This window comes from Pseudomonas sp. PAMC 29040 (assembly GCF_003994535.1).
Lineage (GTDB): Bacteria > Pseudomonadota > Gammaproteobacteria > Pseudomonadales > Pseudomonadaceae > Aquipseudomonas > Aquipseudomonas paraversuta.
This window is the reverse complement of record NZ_RZAA01000001.1, coordinates 18,683-40,325: the sequence shown is the minus strand read 5'-3', so window position 1 is coordinate 40,325 and position 21,643 is coordinate 18,683. Positions and strand designations below refer to the sequence as shown.

Genomic DNA, 21,643 nt, shown 5'->3' with positions numbered 1-21,643 from the left:
TCTGACGTCCGCCTGAAGCGGAAGGATAAACCCATGCGAATCCTGTTCATGTGCACGGCCAACAGCTGCCGCAGCATTCTTTCAGAAGCCCTGTTCAATCACCTGGCACCGCAGGGTTTCGAGGCAGTGAGCTCCGGGAGTTTGCCCAAGGGCCAAGTGCTGCCTCGCAGCCTTTCTACCTTGCAGCAGGCCGGCATCTCGATCGACGGTTTGTACAGCAAAGGTAACGACGCCTTCGAAGGCCACCCGCCGGATATCGTGATCAGCGTCTGCGACAAAGCCGCAGGCGAAAGCTGCCCGGTGTATTTCGGCCCGGCACTGAAGTCCCATTGGGGTCTGGAAGATCCGTCCGAAGTGACGGGTGATGAATTTGCGATTGATGCTGCCTTCCGCGCCACGCTGGCGCATATCGAACGACGCTGCAAAGCCTTTCTCGAACTGCCCCTCAACCGCCTCAGCCGCGACGAGCTCAAAACCGAGCTCGATCGGATCGGCGTGCTTTAAGGAAAATGTATGTCTGAACATCTGCCCAATCTGGACCTGACTCTGTTCGACGGCTCTCGGCCTTCTACGCCGGCATCGCACAAACCACGCATCTTGTTGCTCTACGGGTCGACCCGCGAACGCTCCTTCAGCCGCTTGCTCGTGGAGGAAGCCGCGCGCTTGCTTGAGCACTTTGGTGCTGAAACACGCATCTTCAACCCATCGGGGTTGCCGTTGCCTGATGACGCCCCGGTGGATCATCCCAAGGTGCAGGAGTTGCGTGATCTGGTGTTGTGGTCGGAAGGCCAGGTTTGGTGTTCTCCGGAACGCCACGGCGCGATGTCGGCAGTGTTCAAGGCGCAGATCGACTGGGTTCCGCTGGAGCTCGGCGCAGTTCGCCCCACCCAGGGCAAAACCCTGGCGGTGATGCAAGTGTGTGGAGGCTCGCAGTCGTTCAACGTGGTCAATCAACTGCGCGTATTGGGGCGCTGGATGCGTATGTTCACTATCCCCAATCAGTCCTCGGTACCTAAGGCCTACATGGAGTTCGACGAAGAGGGGCGGATGAAACCTTCGCCTTTTTATGACCGCGTTGTCGACGTGATGGAAGAGCTGGTGAAATTTACCGTACTGCTTCGCGACCGACAGGAGTTTCTGGTGGATCGCTATTCAGAGCGTAAGGAGTCGGCCGAGCAGTTGATGGCCAGGGTCAACCAGCGCTCAATCTAAGAGGTCGGCCAGTTGCGGCCCTTCACGCAAGCCAGCGGCGAAAAACGCAAATTGGCCTACGCTACTTCTCAGTGCGTTTCTGACTCGATTGCTCTACTCGTAAGAATCATCATCGTTCGCCTGAAAGAGCCCCCTGATGACAACAAACAGACTGATTGGCTTTATTGCCCTACTTACTGCTTGCACCGCCCACGCTGATGACGGTGGCATCAGTTTCTGGCTACCGGGCCAATTCGGCACACTAGCGGCGGCGCCCACTGCCCCGGGCTGGAGCCTGCCACTGGTCTATTACCACGTTAACGCCAGCGATGGCGGCAGCAAGCCATTTCCCAGGGGCGGCCGAACCACTCTTGGGCTGGATGCGAAAGCTGATTTGTTATTTGCCAGTCCCACCTACACATTCGCCGAGCCGTTGCTCGGGGCTCAAGCGGCGATCTCGATGGTAGCCGCCGTTGGAAGGTCCGAAGCCAGCGTTGATGCAACATTGAGCGGCCCCCGTGGCAAAAGTTTTTCCGGTGGCACGGACGACAGTTTAAAGGGTGCAAGCGACGTTTACTTGTTGGGTACCCTGAAGTGGAACCATGGCGTGCACAATCTCATGGCGTACAGCATGGGTAACCTGCCGGTCGGTGCCTATGACCCTGACCGCCTGGTGAACATCGGGCTCGGCCATGCCGCGCTGGACGCCGGCGGTGGTTACACCTACTTCGACAAAACCAACGAGTTTTCCGTTGTGGCGGGCATGACCTACAACTGGAAGAACCCGGACACCCATTATAAAAATGGCATCGACGCCCACCTGGATTGGAGTGCTTCGCACTTCATCACAAGCCAGACTCAGTTGGGCGTGGTTGGCTACTTCTTCAATCAGATCACAGGGGATAGCGGCAGCGGTGCCACCCTGGGCGACTTCAAATCAAAAGTCAGCGCCGTAGGGCCTCAGGCCGGGCATTTCTTCAAGGTTGGCAAAGACCTCTGGTACGTCAACCTCAAAGGCTACTACGAGTTTGATGCAAAGAACCGTCCGGAGGGCTGGAACACCTGGTTATCTTTGGCCATACCTTTGCCTGGTTAATCGTGTTGCGTAACTGTCTGCTTCGGGGCGGTTGGCTTGGCGATTCTGAGTATCTGGCGTCAGTGGGCCCATTGGAACCCACTGACGATTGATTTACTTGGCTGTGGTGAGCTTGGTATAGCTAGTGATCAGGTTCCTGTAGTCAGGAATGTGGTTTGAAAACAACGCCCCCAGTCCTTCCACATCATTGCGCCAGTCTCGATGTAGCTCACAAGCCAGACCGAACCAGGTCATCAATTGGGCACCAGAGCTGGACATACGATCCCATGCCGAGTGCCGGGTGATTTCGTTGAATGTTCCGGAAGCATCTGTGACCACAAACACGTCAAAGCCTGCCTCCAGCGCAGAAAGTGCCGGGAACGCGACGCACACTTCGGTAACAACCCCAGCAATAATCAGCTGTTTTTTACCTGTAGCCTTGATTGCTTTTACAAAGTCTTCGTTATCCCAGGCATTTATCTGCCCTGGACGGGCGATGTAAGGCGCATCAGGGAAAATTGCCTTTAACTCAGGGACTAACGGGCCATTGGGACCGTCTTCGAAACTGGTTGTCAGAATCGTAGGAAGGTTGAAGTACTTGGCAAGATCGGCCAATGCCAATACGTTGTTTTTGAACTTGTCGGGGTCAATATCACGCACCAGAGACAGCAGGCCTGTTTGATGATCGACTAACAATACGGCAGCTTGATCTTTGTCCAGACGTTTGTATTTGACAGACATTCGATTTCTCCTAGACCACTGTGAAAGCCAAGGCAGCCTCCACGGTAAAGTTAGTTTCCTGTGAGTACGTTAGTGTCTTGCGTACCCTTGGAGTCCAGCTCTTCGTGATGCCTGACCACCTCCCGAACTCCGATGTAGCGCTCGGGCGGCAGCTGATAACGAGTCATCGCGCGTGTGAACCTTAGCCTACTCGCCAGCATCTGGACGATTGCAAGCCATAGTGACTGGCTGCAGTCGGCCAGAGGCCTGCGTGCATGGGTTACATGCTCAAAACCTGGGCTATCTTTCTGCGACTCACCTGCAAAAGGTGATCCCGCAAGCAAGCATGCCTAATGAGTCAGTCGCCCCATCGCCTGAACCTTTTCGCACTGATATTGCCCGGTGCATGGGCAACCACAACTCTGCGGCTACTGCACTGAACATGATGTGCTGCTGATGGGTGCCTGGAACAACAAACCGGATCGCGGAAGCAGTGCGATCATTTGATCAAAGGCCGCCACCGCATATCTTCCATCAAGGCTTTTCACGGTGGGCATTTGTGTAGGAAACCCGAATCGCACTCTGCCGGGGAGCACTTCATCCATAGCTGAGTACCAGCCAAGCAGAGCTTGCTGGAGGCGCACGTGCAGCTCGAACTTGCTCCGGCGGCGGGTGGTGTCGGACCTGGCTCGCTCGCGTGCGAGCCGAGGATCTATGGGACCGACAATGTAACAGTCAGCAAAGCCGATACGTCCTTGGGCGATCGTTTCTCTTGTGGCCTCCAGCTCTATTCGCCAGTCGTGTTCGCTCGCCTCGCCGATCTGCCAAAGAGTCCAAATGTAGTGGAGCTTGAGGGGGTCACTGTCACACACCGCCCATGAATAAGCGGCCTCCATGGCCAGCGCCGTTTGCCAGCGATCCACGTTTCGCTCTGCCCAAAAAGCCGCTGCACCGGCTGGATCTTTTATCCGGTCCGGCTCGTTCTCAAAACGGCCGTTTTCAGGGATGACATGCTGCCCTCCATGCTGGGCGCACCAGGTGGTTTTCCCGCTGGCGCTGATACCTTCAACAACCACAATCATCGTTATGCCTACTCCGTTAACTACGCCATCCCTGCATGCAAATAAACCTGTAGAAAACAGTGCAGATCATTGCAATCAAGCTTCAATCAGATATGAAGGTTCCCATAGAACAACCAGCGCCAACGACAGCCTGTCGCTAACTGCCCGATCCCTCACGGGAGGTCGCATCGGAGTGTAATCTGAATGTCGTCCGGCAGATCGCACTCCGATGCAGACCTGGAAGCCTTGGCAAATTACCCAATCCCCCCCCAGTTCATTGACCCCGGGTTTATGAGGCAGTCGTGGCTTTGTGCAGGTGGCCATGGTGCCGCATGCCGCGACCAACCTGTGGGAGCTGGCTTGCCAGCGATGGCGGTGGGTCAGTCAATACATCCGGCAATGACATTGCGCCATCGCGAGGCAAGCTCGCTCCTACAAATGCTGCTATCGCCCCTCCTCTGTGGGAGCTGGCTTGCCAGCGATGGCGGTGGGTCAGTCAATACATCCGGCGCTGACATTACGCCATCGCGAGGCAAGCTCGCTCCTACAAATGCTGCTATCGCCCCTCCTCTGTGGGAGCTGGCTTGCCAGCGATGGCGGTGGGTCAGTCAATATATCCGGCAATGACATTGCGCCATCGCGAGCAAGCTCGCTCCCACAAATGCCGCTATCGCCCCTCCTCTGTGGGAGCTGGCTTGCCAGCGATGGCAGTGGGTCAGTCAATACATCCGGCGCTGACATTGCGTCATCGCGAGGCAAGCTCGCTCCTACAAATGCTGCTATCGACCCTCCTCTGTGGGAGCTGGCTTGCCAGCGATGGCGGTGGGTCAGTCAATACACCCGGCAATGACATTACGCCATCGCGAGGCAAGCTCGCTCCTACAAATGCTGCTATCACCCCTCCTCTGTGGGAGCTGGCTTGCCAGCGATGGCGGTGGGTCAGTCAATACACCCGGCGCTGACATTGCGTCATCGCGAGGCAAGCTCGCTCCTACAGTGGAGTGGGTGGTATGCCGGCGATGGCGGTGTGTCAGTCACCAGCCTCAATCGCCCAATGCTGTCCCTTCGCGGCGGGGATCGGCACCGGCGGCCCAGCCGTTCTGATCACGAACGATGATCTGGGTCCCGCTGGTCATTTCGATGGCGGACACCTCATGCCCGCGATCTTTCAACTGCTGTATCAGTGCCGGGCTGACTCGTCCGGCCTCGACCTCGGTGCCCACATTGCGACTGCCAAAGTTGGGCAGCCCGATGGCGTCCTGCGGGTTGAGCTTCCAGTCCACAAGCCCCACCACCGCCTTGTTCACGTATTCGATGATCTGCGAACCGCCAGGGGAACCAATGGTGGCAACCAGGGCGCCGGTGTTGCGATCAAACACCAGGGTCGGCGCCATTGAAGAACGTGGTCGCTTGCCCGGCTCGATACGGTTGGCAACCGGTTTGCCGTTTTCATCCGCAACAAAGGAAAAGTCAGTGAGCTGGTTGTTGAGAATGAAGCCGTTGCTCATGACATGTGAACCAAACGCCGATTCAACCGAGGTGGTCATCGAAATGGCGCCCCCCTGATCGTCGACAGCCGCTATTTGCGAAGTCGAAATGCGCAGCGGCGAGCGATCAGGCGCCAGCGCGAGGTTGATTCCCGGTGGTGTACCGGCTTGCGCACGGCCCATGCTCTTGTCACCGATCAGGGTCGCCCTGGCCTCCAGATAGGCTCTGTCGGTCAGGCCTTTAACGTTCACCGGAACGAAGTCGCTGTCCGCCAGGTACTGCGCACGGTCGGCATAGGCCAGACGCTCGGCCTCTGCCATCAGGTGCACTGCAGTGGCCGTCGGCTGCAGACCAACAGGAGGCATGGTGGCCAGGTCCAGGGCGGCAGATTTGCGTTGCAAGGCATCAAGAATGCCCAGTGTCTGCAACACGGCAACGCCACCGGAAGAAGGCGGCGGCATGCCGCACACACGCCACTGTTTGTAATCACCACATACCGGGTGACGCTCTTTGGCCCGGTAGCCACTGATATCGGCTAACGACAACGAACCCGGGTTGGGATGGGCGTTGACCTGATCAACCATCCCTTGTGCAACGGCGCCCTGATAGAACGCATCCACGCCCCGATCGGCAATGGCCTGGAGGGTTAGTGCCAGTTCCGGATTCTTCAGCAACGTGCCCACCGGCAAGGGCTGACCCTGGGCCGTGAGCAGGTATTTGGCCAGTGCCGGCGACTGGGCGATGAACTTGTCAGAGGCGATTTGCGCGTGCAAACGGGGAGACACCGGAAAACCGTCTCTGGCCAATTGGATCGCAGGCTGGAACAGCTCATTCCAGGGCAATTTGCCATGTTGGGCATGGGCCATTTCCAGCGCCCTCAGCACTCCAGGCACGCCCACCGACAGCCCACCGATCTGGGCGTCGGCAAAGGCCATCGGCTGGCCGGCCGGATTGAGGAACATGCGCCCGTCGGCGCCGGCCGGTGCCGTTTCCCGGCCATCGAAGGCCTGCACTTTGTGTCCGTCCCAATACATGATGAAAGCACCGCCGCCGATGCCGCTGGCCTGGGGTTCAACCAGGGTCAGTACCGCCTGCATGGCAATGGCCGCGTCGATCGCAGACCCGCCTTTGCGCAGCATCTGCTGACCCGCCGCGGTTGCCAGCGGGTTCGCTGCCGCAGCCATATGACGCGCCGCATGCACAGGAACCATATCGTTGCGATAACCAGAGGCAATCTCGGGGGCGGGCGGCAATCCGGAGGTTTTTTCAAGCCCCGGATTCTCGCTGCGGCACCCCCCGATCAAGAGGGCCAGAGCCGACAAACCAATCACATAAAGATTATTTTTTTTAGCACACAGGGTAATGGTCAAAAGGGCTTCCTTCTTCCTTGCTTGGTAATGCGCGGCCCAACGGCCTGAACGCAAACCCTCAAAAGTCGCGACTTGAGAGGTACGGCTGGACGTGATCCTGCATCACATCGCCAGCCTGGCAAAGAAAAAATTATGGCCTGAGACTGCCTGCCCTCGATCCTTCAGCGCCGATGGGCCAGTGACCGCACCAGCCCGTCACCCAGGCTTTGCACGCTCTGTACCAGAATCACCAGCACCACCACCGTGGCCACCATCACCTGATTATTGAAGCGCTGATAGCCATAACGGATCGCCAGGTCACCCAGGCCGCCACCACCAATGACCCCGGCCATGGATGAAAAGCCGATCAGCATCACCAGGGTCAGGGTAATGCCCGCCAACAAGGCCGGCAGCGCTTCGGGCAATAGCACCTTGAAAATCACATGGCCAATGTGGCCGCCCATCGCCAGGATTGCTTCGATCCGGCCCTTGTCCACTTCATCCAGCGCGTTTTCGACAATCCGGGCAAAAAACGGAAAGGCCCCGATGGTGATCGGCACCACCGCAGCCGTGCTGCCCAGGGTGGTGCCCACCAGCAACCGGGTCAGCGGAATCAGGGCAATCAGCAGCACCACAAAGGGCAACGAGCGCCCCAGGTTGATCACCGCCCCCAGCACCCGGTTAAGCCGTGGCAAGGGAAACAACCCGTCGCGACGGCTGATGAACAGCAGCACCCCCAGCGGCAGGCCGATCAGCACGGTGAAGAGTGCAGCCAGCAGCACCATGTACAGGGTTTCGCCAGTGGCGGTGAGCAACAATTGAAGAATGTCATGCCAGTCCGTTTTCATCCTGCCCTCACCACTTGCAGACCCGGAGCCAGTAAACGCCCCAGTTTTGACGACGGGTCAGCCTGCAACTGCACCAGGCTGCCGCTCTCCACTATGCGTCCGGCGGCCAGGGACACTGCGCTGTCGCAAATGGCCTTGACCACCTCCAGTTCGTGGGTGATCAACACGATGGTCACCCCCAATTGCCGGTTGATATTGCGCAGCAATTGCAGAATCGAATCCGTGGTTTCCGGGTCCAGAGCGCTGGTGGCTTCATCCGACAGGATGTAAGCCGGGCGTCCAGCCAGGGCCCGGGCAATACCGACCCGCTGTTTTTGCCCGCCGGACAGCTGCGATGGAAACGCCTGTGCCTTGTCGCTCAGGCCCACCAGATCCAGCAGCTCGCGGACCCGGCTGTGGCGCTGCTCTTTACTCACCCGGGCAATCTCCAGGGGCACGGCCACGTTGTCGAAGACATTGCGTGAGTGCAGCAGATTGAAACCCTGAAAAATCATGCCGATGCGCTGACGCTGGCGGCGCAGTTCAGCGTCAGACAGGGCCGTCAGGTCAGCACCATCCAGCAGAATGCGCCCGGAGCTGGGGCGTTCGAGCAGATTGAGACACCGCAGCAACGTCGACTTGCCCGCCCCGCTACGCCCGAGAATCCCGAAAATCGCGCCATCGGCAATGCTCAGCGACACCTGATCCAGCGCCGGCGGCTGCCCGGGCGCGTAGGTTTTGCTCAACTGCTCGACGACAATCATGGCTTGCTGTCCGGGACCGCGACCGCGACCGCAAGCACCGAGCCCGAGAAAGTGTCGTTGATGTACTTGGCAACCTCTGGGGAAGTCAGGTCTTTGGCCAGTTGTCTGATTCGCGGGTCGTCCTGCAGTTTCGGGACGGTCACCAGAATATTGGCGTAGGGGTTACCCTCGGCTTTCTCCAGCCCCAGCGCATCCTTGGCCGGCACCAGGCCTGCTTCCAGCGCGTAGTTGCCGTTGATCACCGCCAGGTCCACATCATCCAGGGCGCGGGGAATCTGCGGCGATTCGATTTCCAGAATCTTCAGCTGTTTCGGGTTTTCGGCAATGTCCTTGAGCGTCGCCTGATCGGTGGCCGGGTCATTGAAACCGGACTTGAGCTTGATCAGCCCGTTGTCCTGCAACAGGTACAGTGAGCGACTGAGGTTGGTGACGTTGTTAGGCACGGCGACCGTACCTTGTTGCGGTACCTCGGCGAAGGTCTTGTGACGATGGGAATAAATCCCCAGTGGCTCGATATGCACCGTGGCGGCCACCACAAATTTTTGCCCGAGGGCCTGCTCCTGGGTTTTCAGATACGGCAGATGCTGAAAATAGTTGGCATCCACCTCACCATGGGCCAGCAGCTCATTGGAGTTCACCCCATTGGGGATCTCGATCACCTTCAGATTCAACTGCGGATCGATTTTTTGTACATACGCCAGGATTTGCGCATGGGGTACCGGGTCCACCGCCACCCGCAACGGTTCCTGGGCCAGGGCACCGAAGGAAGTCAGCAACGCGCCAAGCACAGCCAGGGTCAAGCCAGTTTTTTTGAACATGGTGCAGTCCTTAATCAAGCGCTCAGCGCGTTGGGAATCAGGGCGTCGGCGTAGTAGCGCCGGGCAACATCAGGGTGCGAGCGCAGGCGGCCCTTGAGATAGTTCCAGCCCACATCACGGAACAACGGGTTATCCGGATCGCTGACCGGTCCCCGCGCCTCACGCAGCAATACCGTGGGCAATGGATACAGCGGCACCACGGCATCCAGTTGCGCGCCGAGGAAGAATGCAATCGACAGCCGCTCACTGCCCACGGGCGGTGACACCACCCGGTGCACCGTGGCACGCAGATAGCCGTTGGTGGCCAACTCCAGCAGCTCACCGATATTCACCACCAGGGTGTTGTCCAGCGGCAGTGCATCGATCCAGCGCCCCTCTTCAATCTCCACTTGCAGACCGCCCTGGCGGTCCTGCAGCAGAAAGCTGAGGAAGCCCGAATCCTTGTGCGCCCCCACCCCCTGATTGCTTTGCTCTGGCGCCTGTCCCGGATAGCGCATCAACTTGACATGCTCATTGGGCTTATCGCCGTACAAGCGGTCGAAAGCGTCCTGCGGCAGCGACAACGCCTCGGCAAAGGCCCGCAGCAACCGCAGTGACATGCCGGTCATGGCTTGCTGCCAGTCAAGCAGCAACGGTTTCAGTTCGGGCAGCGCCGCCGGCCACTGGTTAGGGCCTTGCAGGCGAGCCCACCAGGGGCTGTTGTCAGCGCTGGGCAGCACTGCTCTTTCGGCGCCCACATCGAACTGCTCACGCAGATCGGGCTGACCCCGGGTGATCTCGGAAGCGGCGCGGTTGTAGCCGCGAAAGTGCGGTGAATTGATCATGCCCACCGCGGTTTTTTCGCTCTCCGGCAAGGCAAAAAATTGCCGGGCGCTGGCCTGTACCTGCTGCAACAACCCGCTGTCGATGCCATGCCCGGTCAGATAGAAAAAACCGACATCCCGCGCGGCATGGCGCAGATCGTCAAGAAACCCCTGACGCTGGAGCGCACTACCGTCCAGCAAAGACAGATCCAGAATCGGCAAGGCGCTAATGTCCCGTGTATACGGCATGGCTTACTCCCCCAAGAATCAACAAAAAGACGTTTAGCGGTTTGTAACCGGCGATAACTTAAAGCTAAACGATCTTAAAAAGAGTCAGCCAATAACTTATTCGCATTACCTTAGGCATAAAAAAAGCCCCGGGCGGGGCTTTTCGAATTTATGATTTTTTGCCCTTCCAACCTGTAGGAGCGAGCTATTTCAAGACCAGGAGCTCGCGAGCAAGCTCGCTTCTACAGAGTCATAGCAGCGCCGGCACGGTCAGTACGGCGGTGTAGTAGCCCATGAACTGCACACCGATGTTGAAGCCCAGAAAACGCGAGAGGAACCCGCCCAGCAGCCCCACGGTGACGATCACCAGCAGCCCCAGCAAGCCGCCTTCCCAAATGCCGATCACCAGTATCAGCCCCACAAAGGTGGCGATTACCGCCTCGTGGCTGATCTTGCGCGTGACCCAGGAAGCCGCACGGTAGGCGTAGTTCATGGTGAATGGATAGGCGATCAGAATCGCAACGATCACCGCCAGCATGCCGTAGCCGAAAAACTCCCAGGTGCTGAGCAGCGTGTGCAGGTTGTGCACCTCACCGGTGGCCGAGTCCACAGTAAAGCGTGGCGGTGCATTGAACAGCGGTGCTGCCGGGCCCGCCGCCACCGGGCTGAGGGGCAGCCCGAAGGCAATCAGCGGGATCAGCGCTTCGGCGATGTAGGTCGACTCCGTCACCCCGTTGCGCGCAGTGATCACCGTGGTCAGGCGATGGTAGACATGCTTGATTCTGGAGCCGACCAGTTCTCCCAGAATCACGGTCATGGCCACCGGGCTGAAGACAAAGGTGGCGCTGGAAATTACCGCGGTGATGGCGGTCCAGCGGCTTTGCTGGCTGTCGAGCACCTTCAACGGATTGGGGAAGTAGCCACCGGCGCTTTTGACATCCGGTGACAGGGAGAAAGTGCGCACTTCGCTGCGACGCATGCTGCGGCGCTCGTCAGGTGCAAGCAAGGCGAACAGGGCCGCGATCAACGGGCCTATGGCAATGCCCAGAAAGTAACTGACGCTGAGCTTGACCCCGAATTGCCCGGTGAGGGCTTGCAAACCGAGGATGATCAGCACAAAGGGAATCAAGGCCAGTACGGCCGCCAGCCGGCCCTTGGAAAACCAGGCAATGGCGATGGCCGCCGCCAGGAAAATCCACGGTGCACTGCGCTTGATGGCATCGCCGAACGGCGCCAGCATCACCGCGAACAACACGGCCATCGGCACCGCGATCAAGGCGGCGATCACCGCCCCCGAGATCATCTTGCGCAAGGCGATATGCGGCACCCCGAGCTTGCGCAACAGGTTGGCTTCGCGCATCAGCGGTGTGGCCAGGGTGTCGCCGGGGATACCCAGCAGTGCAGTGGGCACGGCGTGGGTCATGTGTTTGGCCACGGCGCCGGCGAGAAAAAAGGTCAGCACGCCGGGGGCCGGAACTCCGAGCAACACCACCAGCAGGGTCAAAGGGGCCAGGGTCGTGGTTTCATCGCTGCCGGAAATCAGCCCGATACCGGCAAAAATCACCGCGCCCAAAATGCCCATGCCCAGGGCGATAACAATCTGCTCCAGCAAGGGCGCGATCATGACCGGCTCCCACTGACACTCAGGCCACTGGCCGCATCAGCGACCGGGGCTGCAGCCAGGTCCTTTTCATAGTTGGCGAACAGATCGTAGAGGTCCATTTCCCGAAGCTCGGCCACGGTTTCTGGCGGCAAGTCAGCGAGCCGCCCGAGGTCGCCGAACTCGTTCTGCAATTCCACCAGCACTTGCGCGCGCCATGCCGGGTCAGCCTGATGCTCCACCACATGGCGCTTGGGTTTAAACAGGGTGGCACTGATGGCCCCGCCTGCCAGACAGCCGAGGATGCCCACCAGCATGGCGTAGGCCCGTGCCATCTGCGCCGACTCCACCCACATCAGCAGAAAGTGCTGGGCGACGAAAAATGCGCTGAGGCTGACCACTGCGCCAATGCCAATGGCGTACACCAGGTGACGGGCATCGACCGTGTCGCCCCATACTTCGTAGAGTTCGGGTTTCAAAGAGTTCTCCCACTTTTATTGTTATGGAGATGAAGAGATGGCGCCTACCCCGGCAGGGGCCATCTTGTCTGTAGGAGCAAGCTTGCTCGCGAGCTTTTTCAACCCGGCGACCAAGAGCTCGCTCCTACAGGGTTGGCGGGGCAGTCCTACAGCCCGCGCTTGTGTTTGAGCAAGGTGGCCGCATGGTCGGCACGCACATCACCGGCCTCGACCATTTGTGCCACCAGCCAGCTCACCTCTTCGCCACGGGCCCCCGCAGACAGGGCGATGTTGCGGGCGTGCAAGGCCATATGTCCACGTTGAATGCCTTCGGTAGACAGCGCCCGCAATGCGCCGAGGTTTTGCGCCAGGCCTACGGCCACGGCAATTTCGGCCAGTTCCTGGGCAGTCTTCACCCCCAGGATGCGCAACGATAGTTGGGCCAGCGGATGGGTTTTGGTGGCGCCGCCCACCAGGCCCACAGGCATGGGCATTTCCAGGGTGCCCACCAGATTGCCTGCGGTGTCTTTTTCCCAGGTGGTCAGGGAGCCGTAATGACCATTGCGACAGGCATAAGCGTGGGCACCCGCCTCCACCGCCCGCCAGTCATTGCCCGTGGCAACGATCAGCGGGTCGATCCCGTTCATGATGCCTTTGTTGTGGGTGGCGGCGCGGTAAGGGTCAACCACCGCAAAATTGTAGGCATCGAGAATGCCCTCAATCACGTCCTCGCCCTTGAACGAAGCCGTGGTCAGCAACTGCGGTGCCACGCGGATCTGGGCCCGGGCCAGACGCAGGTCGGCGAGGTTGGAAAGAATCCGCAGCCGCACCTTGCCGCCGGTGATCTCTTCCATCAACGGAGCCACGGCCTCGGCCATGGTGTTCACGGTGTTGGCGCCCATGGCATCGCGTACATCGACGATCAAGTGGGCAACCAGCATCGGCCCGCGCGGGCTTTGGGCGAAGGTATGCACCTCGATATCGCGGCAACCGCCGCCGAGCCTGTTGAGCAACTGATCCTTGCGGTTGGCCAGCTCGATGATTTCGTCCTTGCGCCGCATCAGACTCAGCCGGGCGTTGTACGGGTCCGGAACCTCGACAATCTGTACCTGGGCCCGCATCAGCGGTAGCGAACTTGAAGTCTGAAAGCCCCCGGCCTCGCGCGCCAGTTTCGCCATGAAGGACGCCGCAGCCACCACCGAAGGTTCTTCCACCACCATCGGCACTATCACATCGCGGCCATTGATCTGGAAATTGCTGGCAACCGCGTAGGGCAGTTCAAAGGTCCCTATGACGTTTTCGATCATCCCGTCGGCGACTTCCAGCGCCAGTGCACCCGCATCGCTGAGCAGGGCAACGTCCTCGGCGCTCAGTTTGAGCACCTCTTGCAAGTGCCCCAGACGCGCGGACGGGGTCATGCTGCGGAACATCGGAAGGCGCGAATCAAGGCTCATAAACAAATCCTGTGGTCTTTATTGTTTGACCTGCACCCTAATTCGCCTTGGCCCCGGGTAAAAGGTACAGTTCGGACAAACAGTACCCAAGCTGTACCCTCCTCTGATTTCAGGGACTCCGGACCATGACGCGCCTGACACTCCCCCAGCAACTGGCTGCTTCGTTGTGCGAGCAAATCGGCAATGGAACCTATCGCGCAGGGGATCGGTTGCCGTCGCTGCGCGAATGCATGCGCCTGTTCGGCCATTCGAAAAACACGGTAATCAATGCCTACGAATCGCTGGCGTCCCAGGGGCTGGTCGAAGCCCGCCACGGGCAGGGATTTTTCGTGCGTCAGGGGGCGCTTGCCAGCCACGAAGCCGACGAACCCTTGCCCTACGCCAGGGCCATGGACACCGTCTGGCTGATGCGCCAGCAATTTGTCCGCGAGCCGGGGCATTCGCCCCTGGGTGAGGGCTTCCCGCCGGTGGAATGGCTGATGGATATGCGCCTGGACAAATTCACCCGACAGATCATGCGCACCGGCGTCAGCACGCTGTTTCGCTATGGCAACCGCCTGGGCAATGCCGGCTTGCGCCAGCATCTGGTGCAGAAACTGGCCAGCTATTCGATTAACGCCACACCCCGGCAAATCGTCACCACCCATGGCGCCAATCACGCACTGGACCTGATCATCCGGCGCTTCATTGCCCCCGGCGATACGGTGCTGGTGGAAGACCCCGGCTACTACCCGCTGTTCGGCAAGCTGCAACTGCAAGGTGCGCGCATGCTGTCGGTACCGCGGCGAGCCGAAGGGCCGGACATCGAAGTGCTGGAGCAGCATCTGCGCCTGCACAAGCCCAGGCTGTTCTTCATTCAATCGGTGGGGCACAACCCCACCGGCTCCGATATCTCGCCAGGCATCGCCCATCGCCTGGTGCAACTGGCCCAGGCGCACAACTTGATTCTGGTGGATGACGATGCACTGGCCGACTTCAAGCCGGCTTCGGCCATCAAGGTATCGGCACTGGATCAGCTCAGGCACTCGCTGTATGTGGGCAGCTTTTCGAAATCGGTCTCGGCGGCGCTCAGGGTCGGTTTCATCGCCGGCAGCAAGGAACTGATAGACGAACTGGGTGACCTGAAGATGCTGTTGCATACCAGCTCATCGGAGTTCTGCGAGCGCACGGTGGATGTGATTTTGACCGAGGGGCATTTCCTGCGGCATCTGATCCGCCTGCAGGAGCGGCTCAAGGCTGCGACGGCGGCCGGCCTGCAGATGCTCGACGAGATCGGCGCCGAAGTATTCTGCCGTCCGGAGCAGAGCCTCTACCTGTGGGCCAGGTTCAAGCACATCGACGATGCCCGGGAGCTGACCCGGCAGCTGCTGCCCAAGGGTTTCATGATCGCCCCGGGGCACATCTTTTCCCCCGAGCAGTCGCGGATCAACCCCTGGACCCGGCTCAATGTGGCGTACCTGAATGACCCCTTGCTGATGGCCGTATTCAAAGACACCTGAGCAACATCGCGGCCCCTGCAGGAGCGAGTTAACCCGCGATGGCAACGATGGTGGCCCGGCGCCAATGCCCGGTAATCGAACACTATCGGCCGGCTGCCTTTGAACCCGTCAGGGCAACCACATACCCTGAGCGGATCCACAACAACAAGAAGTGAACAGCATGCCCATGCCGCTACCACCTGGCCTCTTATACCTTGCATTGATCAGCGCAATGACTGCCACCACCACCCAGGCCGCCGACCTGAGCTGGGTTGACCCGGCGGTTGCCTCGGTCAACCAGGACGTCATCGATCTGCGCCACACCATTCACCAGAACCCCGAACTGGGCAATATGGAGGTTAAAACCGCTGCGCTGGTGGCCGATCGGCTCAAGGCGCTGGGGATCGAAGTGCGGACCCAGGTCGGTAAAACAGGTGTGGTCGGTGTGCTCAAGGGCGGCCTCCCCGGGCCGGTGGTTGCACTGCGTGCCGATATGGACGCGCTGCCCGTCAAGGAAATGAACGACCTGCCCTATGCCAGTAAAGCCACCGGCATACGCCTGGGCAAAACCGTGCCGGTGATGCATGCCTGTGGTCATGACACCCATACCGCCATGCTGTTGGGTGCCGCCAGGGTACTGGCCGAGCATCGGGACCAGGTGGCCGGTACCGTGGTGTTCCTGTTCCAGCCGGCCGAAGAAGGTGCCGCCGATGTGGATGACTCGCAGACCGATACGCTGATCGGTGCCCAGGCCATGATCCGTGACGGCGCACTGGACGCGCCCAAGGTTGAAGCCATATTTGGGGTTCACGTTATGGCGGGCTACCCCACCGGGCACCTGTACTACAAGGCCGGCACGGTGCTTAACAGCAGCGATCAGTTCCGCATTACCCTCAACGGTCAACAAACCCATGGCTCGGCACCCTGGAGCGGAGCCGATCCGATTGTTGCCAGCAGCGCCGTCATTGGTGGTCTGCAGACCTTGGTGAGCCGCCGTGCGGATCTGAGCCAGGGCATGGCCGTGGTCAGTGTCGGAACCATCAATGGCGGCTCGGCCAGCAACATCATCCCGCAGTCAGTCGAGCTCACCGGGACCATTCGCAGCAACAGCCCGGCGATCCGCGACACCATCCTGAAAAAAATGCCGCCACTGGTTCAGGGCATTGCCAGTGCCTATGAGACCCGGGGCGATCTGTTGCTGCTCAACCATACCCCGGTAACCGTCAACAACCCGGGCCTGACCGAGGCCATGGTGCCGGCACTGGAGCTGGCAGCACCGGGCAAGGTTGAGCGGCTGCCCGCCTCGCTGTCGCCCAGCGAAGACTTCTCGTATTACGCGCAAAAGGTCCCGGGGCTGTTCGTGTTTCTGGGGGCCACTCCCGCAGACCAGGACATGGCCTCGGCCCCCAACAATCACAGCCCCTACTTCACCGCCGATGACGCGACCCTGGCCACAGGGGTAAAGGCGCACGTGCAGTTCGTGCTCAATTATCCGGGGCGAGCCAACAGCAAGTCGTGACCGCTGCAAAACCGCAGGCTACTGAACAGACTGCTCTTCAGTAACCTGCGGTATGCCGAGGATGTCGTTGACGATGGCGTTGTACTCCAGCCGGGACGTGTTCCTGAACTCGATGGTGACGATTTCCGTGTCATGCACCGGCCCCCGCTCAGTCACCAGATGCTTGATGTTATCGGCCCGGGCACCCAGTACCTCCTTGAGCCGGCTCATTGTCAGCGTAGCGGTCGGCGCCACCAGCCTGACCACATGCACCTTCAGGTAATCGCGGTACTTGCGCTCCAGCGGCCCGAGAATTGCCAGAATCGCCAGGATCAAGGCTGCGGCCGCTACCGACAAGGTATACAGCCCGCCACCCACCGCCAGGCCAATGGCGGCCACTGCCCACAAGCTGGCCGCGGTGTTCAGGCCCCTGATCACGGCACCACGCTGCAAAATTGAGCCCGCACCCAAAAAGCCGATGCCGGTCACCACCTGTGCCGCGATCCGCGAAGGGTCCAGCTGGGTACCGGGCATGGTCAGGGCCTGCTGGAAACCAAAGGCCGAGACCATCATGAACAGGCAGGCGCCGGTACACACCAGCATGTGGGTACGCAACCCTGCGGACCAGAACAGATGCTCCCGTTGCAGCCCGATCAGACAGCCCAGCAAGGCCGCCAATAACAAACGTAAACACATCTCCGGATCTGAAATCATCGCCCGCGTCCCCCCGCAAACTTTCGAGCATAGCCAAGCTTTGGGGATCGGCCACAGATCATCGGCATCACGACACAATGAGACAGATCCGCGGCCAGGGGAGTGACTTTAGCCAGCGTCAAATCTAGTATCGCCCCGCCCTATTACCTCCCTAAAAATAAAGTATGGAAACGCTGATGATGCCCTTCACTCGCACCCTGCTCGCCCTCTCTCTGGGTATGGCTCTGCTGCAAAACCCGGCCTTCGCCGCCCCGCCCCTGACGATGACCGATGGTGTGGCACAGGTCAGTACCCAGGACAGCAATACCTGGGTCGAAATCAACAAGGCTGCCTTTGAAAACAATATCCGGGTGCTGCAAGCCACTCTGGATGGCAAGTCGAAAATCTGCGCCGTGCTCAAGGCCGATGCCTACGGTCACGGTATCGGTCTGCTGATGCCGTCGGTGATTGCCATGGGCGTTCCCTGTGTCGGGGTTGCCAGCAACGAAGAAGCCCGTGTGGTGCGCGAAAGCGGCTTCAAGGGCCAGTTGATCCGCGTACGCACCGCCGCCCTCAGCGAGCTGGAAGCAGCGCTGCCGTACAACATGGAAGAACTGGTGGGCAACCTCGACTTCGCGGTCAGGGCCAGCCTGATTGCCGAGCAACACGGTCGCCCGCTGGTGGTCCATCTGGGGTTGAACTCCAGCGGCATGAGCCGTAACGGCGTGGAAATGACCACCGCCCAGGGGCGCCGTGACGCGGTGGCCATCACCAAAGTGCCGAACCTTGAAATACGGGCGATCATGACCCACTTCGCCGTCGAGGATGCCGATGACGTGCGCGCCGGGCTCAAGGCTTTCAACCAGCAGGCGCAGTGGCTGATGAACGTCGCCGGGCTCGATCGCAGCAAAATCACCCTGCACGCGGCCAACTCGTTCGCCACCCTGGAAGTGCCGGAGTCGCATCTGGACATGGTCCGCCCCGGCGGCGCGCTGTTCGGTGACACCGTACCGTCCCACACAGATTACAAACGGGTGATGCAATTCAAGTCCCACGTGGCCTCGGTCAATAGCTACCCCAAGGGCAATACCGTCGGTTACGACCGCACCTACACCCTGGGTCGTGACTCGAAACTGGCCAACATCACAGTCGGTTACTCCGACGGTTACCGTCGTGCGTTCACCAACAAAGGCATTGTGCTGATCAACGGCCACCGCGTGCCGGTGGTGGGCAAGGTATCGATGAACACCCTTATGGTTGACGTCACCGATGCCCCGGACGTGAAAAGCGGTGATGAAGTGGTGCTGTTCGGCCAACAGGGCAAGGCGCAAATCAGCCAGGCAGAGGTCGAAGACATCAACGGCGCGCTGCTGGCCGACCTGTACACCGTATGGGGCAACTCCAACCCGAAGATCCTGATCGACCAATAACAACCTGAACCCTGAACCCTGAACCTGTAGGAGCGAGCTTGCCTCGCGAGCTCTTGGCGATTTATGCGCCACGTACAAAAAGCTCGCGAGGCAAGCTCGCTCCTACCGTTGGGTAGACCGCAGCATGACCGCCCCTCCGGTAAACGCGAATCGTAAAGATTGGTAAATGGCATTGATTGTTATTTGCGAGAATGTAAAAATTTGTAACCCATTCTCGTTTACGCAGTTCCATGCCCGGAGTATTCGCAGATCATGCGCAAAATGTTCACCCTGCCCACGTCAGCCCTCACCCTGATCGCCCTGGGCATTCTCAACAGTGCCGTTGCCGACACCCTGGACCTGCCCACCACGAGCATCACCGGCGACGGTGAAGACGCACCGCAGGGTTATCAGGCCAGGCCGAATGCCAGCACCACCCGCCTGAACCTCAGCGCCGGGCAAACCCCTCAAGGCGTGACCAGCATCAAGCGCGAGCAACTGGATGACTTCAAACTCAACAGTATCCGCGACGTGCTGGGCAGCACCCCGGGGGTCAACGTGCAGAAGATCGAGACCGATCGTACTTACTTCACTGCCCGCGGCTTCGACATCACCAACTTTCAGTACGACGGCATGGGTATGCCGTTGAACGGCGGGGTGCTGGTGGGCGATATCGACATGGCGCCCTATGAGCAAGTGGACATTTTGCACGGCGCCAACGGCCTGATGACCGGCAGCGGCAACCCCTCGGCCACGGTCAACTTTGTGCGCAAGCGCCCCACCTATGACACCGAAGCCAAGGTCAGTGTCAGTGCCGGGTCCTGGGACAAGCGCCGCGTCGACCTCGATGTCTCAGGGCCGCTGACCGACTCGGGAAATGTCCGTGGACGGGTGATTTATGCCAACGAGACGGGCAATTCCTACCTCGACCGCTACTCCCGGGAGAAGAATATTTTCAGCGGCCTGCTGGCCTTCGACCTGAGCGATAGCGACACCCTGACCCTGGGCATCGAAGACCAGAAGAGCAATGCCAACGGCGCCAGCTGGGGCGCGCTGCCGCTGACCGATGCCAGCGGCAAGGCGCTGCACTACAGCAGCACCCGTTCCAGCATCGCCCAACCCTGGGTGTACTGGGACGTGCATACCACCCGCGCCTTTGCCGAGTGGCAACACAGCTTCGCCAATGACTGGAAGTCGACGCTGACCCTGACCGCCATGGAGCACCGCGAAGACACCGACATGTTCTACGTGTATGGCAACAGCGGCTCGGCCACCGGGTTCACCGGTCTTGCCTCCAACTACAAGGACAAGACCCGCGAGCTGGATGGCGACATTTCCTTCAGCGGGCCTTTTACCCTCGGCGGTCGTGAACACCAACTGACCTTCGGCGCCAACGTGGCCCGCTCGCGCACCCAGGAGACCTCGCTGTATGGCTCCTCGTCGTACTACACCGACGTCTCGCTGCAAGATGCCCTCAACGGGGTAATTCCCAAGCCCACCTACAACATCGCCAATGCCGCTGATACCTCGAACTACACCGACCGGCAGAAAAGTGTCTATGCCGGCACACGTTTGAGCCTGACCGACGATCTGCACCTGATCATCGGGGCGCGCATGCTCAGCGCCGACAGCGACGGCGAGAACTACGGCTCGGCCCGGGATGTGAGCATCCATGGCAAGGTCACGCCCTATGCGGGCGTGGTTTACGACCTGACCGAGCAATACTCGCTGTATGCCAGCTACACCGAGATATTCAATCCCCAGTACTACCTCAACACCCAGGGCAAAGTGATCGACCCGCTGCAAGGCAAGAGTTACGAAGCGGGCATCAAGGGCCATTTGCTGGATAACAAACTGGATGTCAGCGCGGCGGTATTCCACACCAGGCAGGACAACGTGGCCACCTATGCCGGCTTTAATCCGGCGCTGGGCGGGTATCTGTATGACGGCATGTCCTACAAGAGCGACGGGATAGAGCTTGAGGCGTCCGGGGAACTGGCGCCGGGCCTGCAAATCAGCGGCGGCTACACCTATGTGTACATCACCGATGCCGACAATGACCGCGGGCGCAAATTCATCCCGCGCAATGCCCTGACCTCATCCATGACCTACAAACTGCCGATGGCGCCGAAGGTCAAGGTGGGTGGCAGCCTGAAATGGCAAAGCAAAATCGAGAACGACGATGCCCCGGCGGCCAACCAGGCGGCCTACGCGCTGGTGGGCCTGATGGCCAGCTACGACATCGATGCACACTGGAGCACCCAGCTCAACCTGGACAACCTCACCAACCGCAAGTACCTGCAAAGCGTGCGCTACGGCCAAAGCAACTATGGCGATCCGCGCAACGTGACGGCGTCGGTCAGCTGGAAGTTCTAAGAAAGGCCTGGCCGACCCCATCGCCGGCAAGCCGGCTCCCACACAAGCCAGTTCTCACTGGTGGAAGGCATCCCTCTTCCTGTAGGAGCTGGCTTGCCAGCGATGGAAGACATCCATCCTCCTGTGGGAACTGGCTTGCCACTGATGGAAGACATCCCTCTTCCTGTAGGAGCTGGTTGCCAGCGATGGAAGGTATCCCTCTCCTGTGGATGCTGGCTTGCCACTGATGGAAGGCATCCCTCTTCCTGTAGGAGCTGGCTTGCCAGCGATGGAAGGCATCCCTCTTCCTGTGGAAGCTGGCTTGCCAGCGATGGAAGGCATCCCTCTTCCTGTAGGAGCTGGCTTGCCAGCGA

At 59.8% G+C, this 21,643-nt stretch carries 18 protein-coding genes; 7 read left to right on the top strand and 11 right to left on the bottom strand.

Annotation, left to right across the window (positions count from 1 at the left end):
- The first annotated feature begins 33 nt into the window (after positions 1–33).
- The 3 genes from WG29040_RS00155 to WG29040_RS00145 all read left to right on the top strand — a co-directional run bounded on the left by WG29040_RS00155 (position 34) and on the right by WG29040_RS00145 (position 2,287).
- Positions 34–504 carry an arsenate reductase ArsC gene (locus tag WG29040_RS00155; protein WP_010657175.1) on the top strand — a complete coding sequence of 157 codons (471 nt, stop codon included), beginning with the start codon at positions 34–36 and terminating at the stop codon, positions 502–504.
- A gap of 9 nt (positions 505–513) precedes the next feature.
- Positions 514–1,212: an arsenical resistance protein ArsH gene (gene arsH / locus WG29040_RS00150; RefSeq protein ID WP_127195332.1), complete on the top strand. Its 699-nt coding sequence runs from the start codon at positions 514–516 to the stop codon at positions 1,210–1,212.
- 136 nt (positions 1,213–1,348) lie between these two features.
- Entirely contained in the window at positions 1,349–2,287 is a 939-nt protein-coding gene (locus WG29040_RS00145) for a transporter (protein WP_127195331.1), read from the top strand.
- Between the two features lie 93 nt (positions 2,288–2,380).
- On the opposite strand, the gene ycaC is transcribed toward WG29040_RS00145, so the two are convergent.
- From ycaC to WG29040_RS00095, 10 genes are all read right to left on the bottom strand, one after another.
- Positions 2,381–3,007 carry an isochorismate family cysteine hydrolase YcaC gene (gene ycaC, locus WG29040_RS00140; protein ID WP_003445884.1) on the bottom strand — a complete coding sequence of 209 codons (627 nt, stop codon included), beginning with the start codon at positions 3,005–3,007 and terminating at the stop codon, positions 2,381–2,383.
- A gap of 407 nt (positions 3,008–3,414) precedes the next feature.
- The gene (locus WG29040_RS00135) at positions 3,415–4,068 is read right to left on the bottom strand and encodes a hypothetical protein (protein WP_010657178.1); all 654 of its coding nucleotides are present in this window, start codon (positions 4,066–4,068) and stop codon (positions 3,415–3,417) included.
- A 1,022-nt stretch (positions 4,069–5,090) separates the two neighbouring features.
- A complete protein-coding gene (gene ggt, locus WG29040_RS00130) occupies positions 5,091–6,905 on the bottom strand; it encodes a gamma-glutamyltransferase (RefSeq protein ID WP_127195330.1) in 1,815 nt (604 codons plus the stop codon).
- A gap of 161 nt (positions 6,906–7,066) precedes the next feature.
- Positions 7,067–7,732: a methionine ABC transporter permease gene (locus WG29040_RS00125; RefSeq protein ID WP_003445889.1), complete on the bottom strand. Its 666-nt coding sequence runs from the start codon at positions 7,730–7,732 to the stop codon at positions 7,067–7,069.
- Positions 7,729–8,475, bottom strand: a complete 747-nt coding sequence (locus tag WG29040_RS00120) for a methionine ABC transporter ATP-binding protein (RefSeq protein WP_003445891.1) — start codon at positions 8,473–8,475, stop codon at positions 7,729–7,731. Before WG29040_RS00120 ends, WG29040_RS00125 begins: the two co-directional genes overlap by 4 nt.
- Positions 8,472–9,293: a MetQ/NlpA family ABC transporter substrate-binding protein gene (locus tag WG29040_RS00115; RefSeq protein ID WP_127195329.1), complete on the bottom strand. Its 822-nt coding sequence runs from the start codon at positions 9,291–9,293 to the stop codon at positions 8,472–8,474. The genes WG29040_RS00120 and WG29040_RS00115 overlap by 4 nt, the downstream gene beginning before the upstream one ends.
- A 14-nt stretch (positions 9,294–9,307) precedes the next feature.
- Positions 9,308–10,345: an isopenicillin N synthase family oxygenase gene (locus tag WG29040_RS00110; RefSeq protein WP_003445896.1), complete on the bottom strand. Its 1,038-nt coding sequence runs from the start codon at positions 10,343–10,345 to the stop codon at positions 9,308–9,310.
- Between the two features lie 229 nt (positions 10,346–10,574).
- Positions 10,575–11,948, bottom strand: coding sequence for a tripartite tricarboxylate transporter permease (locus WG29040_RS00105; protein WP_003445898.1), 1,374 nt, complete (start codon positions 11,946–11,948; stop codon positions 10,575–10,577).
- A complete protein-coding gene (locus tag WG29040_RS00100; RefSeq protein WP_003445900.1) occupies positions 11,945–12,403 on the bottom strand; it encodes a hypothetical protein in 459 nt (152 codons plus the stop codon). The genes WG29040_RS00105 and WG29040_RS00100 overlap by 4 nt, the downstream gene beginning before the upstream one ends.
- A gap of 146 nt (positions 12,404–12,549) precedes the next feature.
- Positions 12,550–13,836 (bottom strand): hydroxymethylglutaryl-CoA reductase, degradative, encoded by a 1,287-nt coding sequence (locus tag WG29040_RS00095; protein ID WP_003445902.1) that lies wholly within the window; start codon positions 13,834–13,836, stop codon positions 12,550–12,552.
- A 125-nt stretch (positions 13,837–13,961) separates the two neighbouring features.
- Between WG29040_RS00095 and WG29040_RS00090 the strand changes: the two genes are divergently transcribed.
- On the top strand, positions 13,962–15,335 hold the full coding sequence (locus WG29040_RS00090) for a PLP-dependent aminotransferase family protein (RefSeq protein ID WP_003445906.1): 1,374 nt from the start codon (positions 13,962–13,964) through the stop codon (positions 15,333–15,335).
- Between the two features lie 211 nt (positions 15,336–15,546).
- The gene (locus tag WG29040_RS00085) at positions 15,547–16,833 is read left to right on the top strand and encodes an amidohydrolase (protein ID WP_127195328.1); all 1,287 of its coding nucleotides are present in this window, start codon (positions 15,547–15,549) and stop codon (positions 16,831–16,833) included.
- 18 nt (positions 16,834–16,851) lie between these two features.
- Here the strand turns inward: WG29040_RS00085 and WG29040_RS00080 are convergent, their stop codons facing one another.
- A complete protein-coding gene (locus WG29040_RS00080) occupies positions 16,852–17,526 on the bottom strand; it encodes an MgtC/SapB family protein (protein WP_127195327.1) in 675 nt (224 codons plus the stop codon).
- 179 nt (positions 17,527–17,705) lie between these two features.
- Between WG29040_RS00080 and alr the strand changes: the two genes are divergently transcribed.
- Together alr and WG29040_RS00070 are read left to right on the top strand one after the other, a co-directional pair.
- Entirely contained in the window at positions 17,706–18,935 is a 1,230-nt protein-coding gene (gene alr, locus WG29040_RS00075) for an alanine racemase (RefSeq protein WP_177412910.1), read from the top strand.
- Positions 18,936–19,187: 252 nt separating this feature from the next.
- Positions 19,188–21,290, top strand: coding sequence for a TonB-dependent siderophore receptor (locus WG29040_RS00070; protein WP_127195325.1), 2,103 nt, complete (start codon positions 19,188–19,190; stop codon positions 21,288–21,290).
- Positions 21,291–21,643 lie beyond the last annotated feature (353 nt).

Bases quoted from the DNA above. Each gene is read 5' to 3' on its own strand.
- WG29040_RS00095 (WP_003445902.1), bottom strand. From the start codon at position 13,836: ATGAGCCTTGATTCGCGCCTTCCGATGTTCCGCAGCATGACCCCGTCC.
- WG29040_RS00125 (WP_003445889.1), bottom strand. From the start codon at position 7,732: ATGAAAACGGACTGGCATGACATTCTTCAATTGTTGCTCACCGCCACT.
- WG29040_RS00105 (WP_003445898.1), bottom strand. From the start codon at position 11,948: ATGATCGCGCCCTTGCTGGAGCAGATTGTTATCGCCCTGGGCATGGGC.
- ycaC (WP_003445884.1), bottom strand. From the start codon at position 3,007: ATGTCTGTCAAATACAAACGTCTGGACAAAGATCAAGCTGCCGTATTG.
- WG29040_RS00070 (WP_127195325.1), top strand. From the start codon at position 19,188: ATGCGCAAAATGTTCACCCTGCCCACGTCAGCCCTCACCCTGATCGCC.
- WG29040_RS00135 (WP_010657178.1), bottom strand. From the start codon at position 4,068: ATGATTGTGGTTGTTGAAGGTATCAGCGCCAGCGGGAAAACCACCTGG.
- WG29040_RS00080 (WP_127195327.1), bottom strand. From the start codon at position 17,526: ATGATTTCAGATCCGGAGATGTGTTTACGTTTGTTATTGGCGGCCTTG.
- WG29040_RS00090 (WP_003445906.1), top strand. From the start codon at position 13,962: ATGACGCGCCTGACACTCCCCCAGCAACTGGCTGCTTCGTTGTGCGAG.
- WG29040_RS00110 (WP_003445896.1), bottom strand. From the start codon at position 10,345: ATGCCGTATACACGGGACATTAGCGCCTTGCCGATTCTGGATCTGTCT.
- arsH (WP_127195332.1), top strand. From the start codon at position 514: ATGTCTGAACATCTGCCCAATCTGGACCTGACTCTGTTCGACGGCTCT.
- alr (WP_177412910.1), top strand. From the start codon at position 17,706: ATGCCCTTCACTCGCACCCTGCTCGCCCTCTCTCTGGGTATGGCTCTG.
- WG29040_RS00115 (WP_127195329.1), bottom strand. From the start codon at position 9,293: ATGTTCAAAAAAACTGGCTTGACCCTGGCTGTGCTTGGCGCGTTGCTG.
- WG29040_RS00085 (WP_127195328.1), top strand. From the start codon at position 15,547: ATGACTGCCACCACCACCCAGGCCGCCGACCTGAGCTGGGTTGACCCG.
- WG29040_RS00155 (WP_010657175.1), top strand. From the start codon at position 34: ATGCGAATCCTGTTCATGTGCACGGCCAACAGCTGCCGCAGCATTCTT.
- WG29040_RS00145 (WP_127195331.1), top strand. From the start codon at position 1,349: ATGACAACAAACAGACTGATTGGCTTTATTGCCCTACTTACTGCTTGC.
- WG29040_RS00120 (WP_003445891.1), bottom strand. From the start codon at position 8,475: ATGATTGTCGTCGAGCAGTTGAGCAAAACCTACGCGCCCGGGCAGCCG.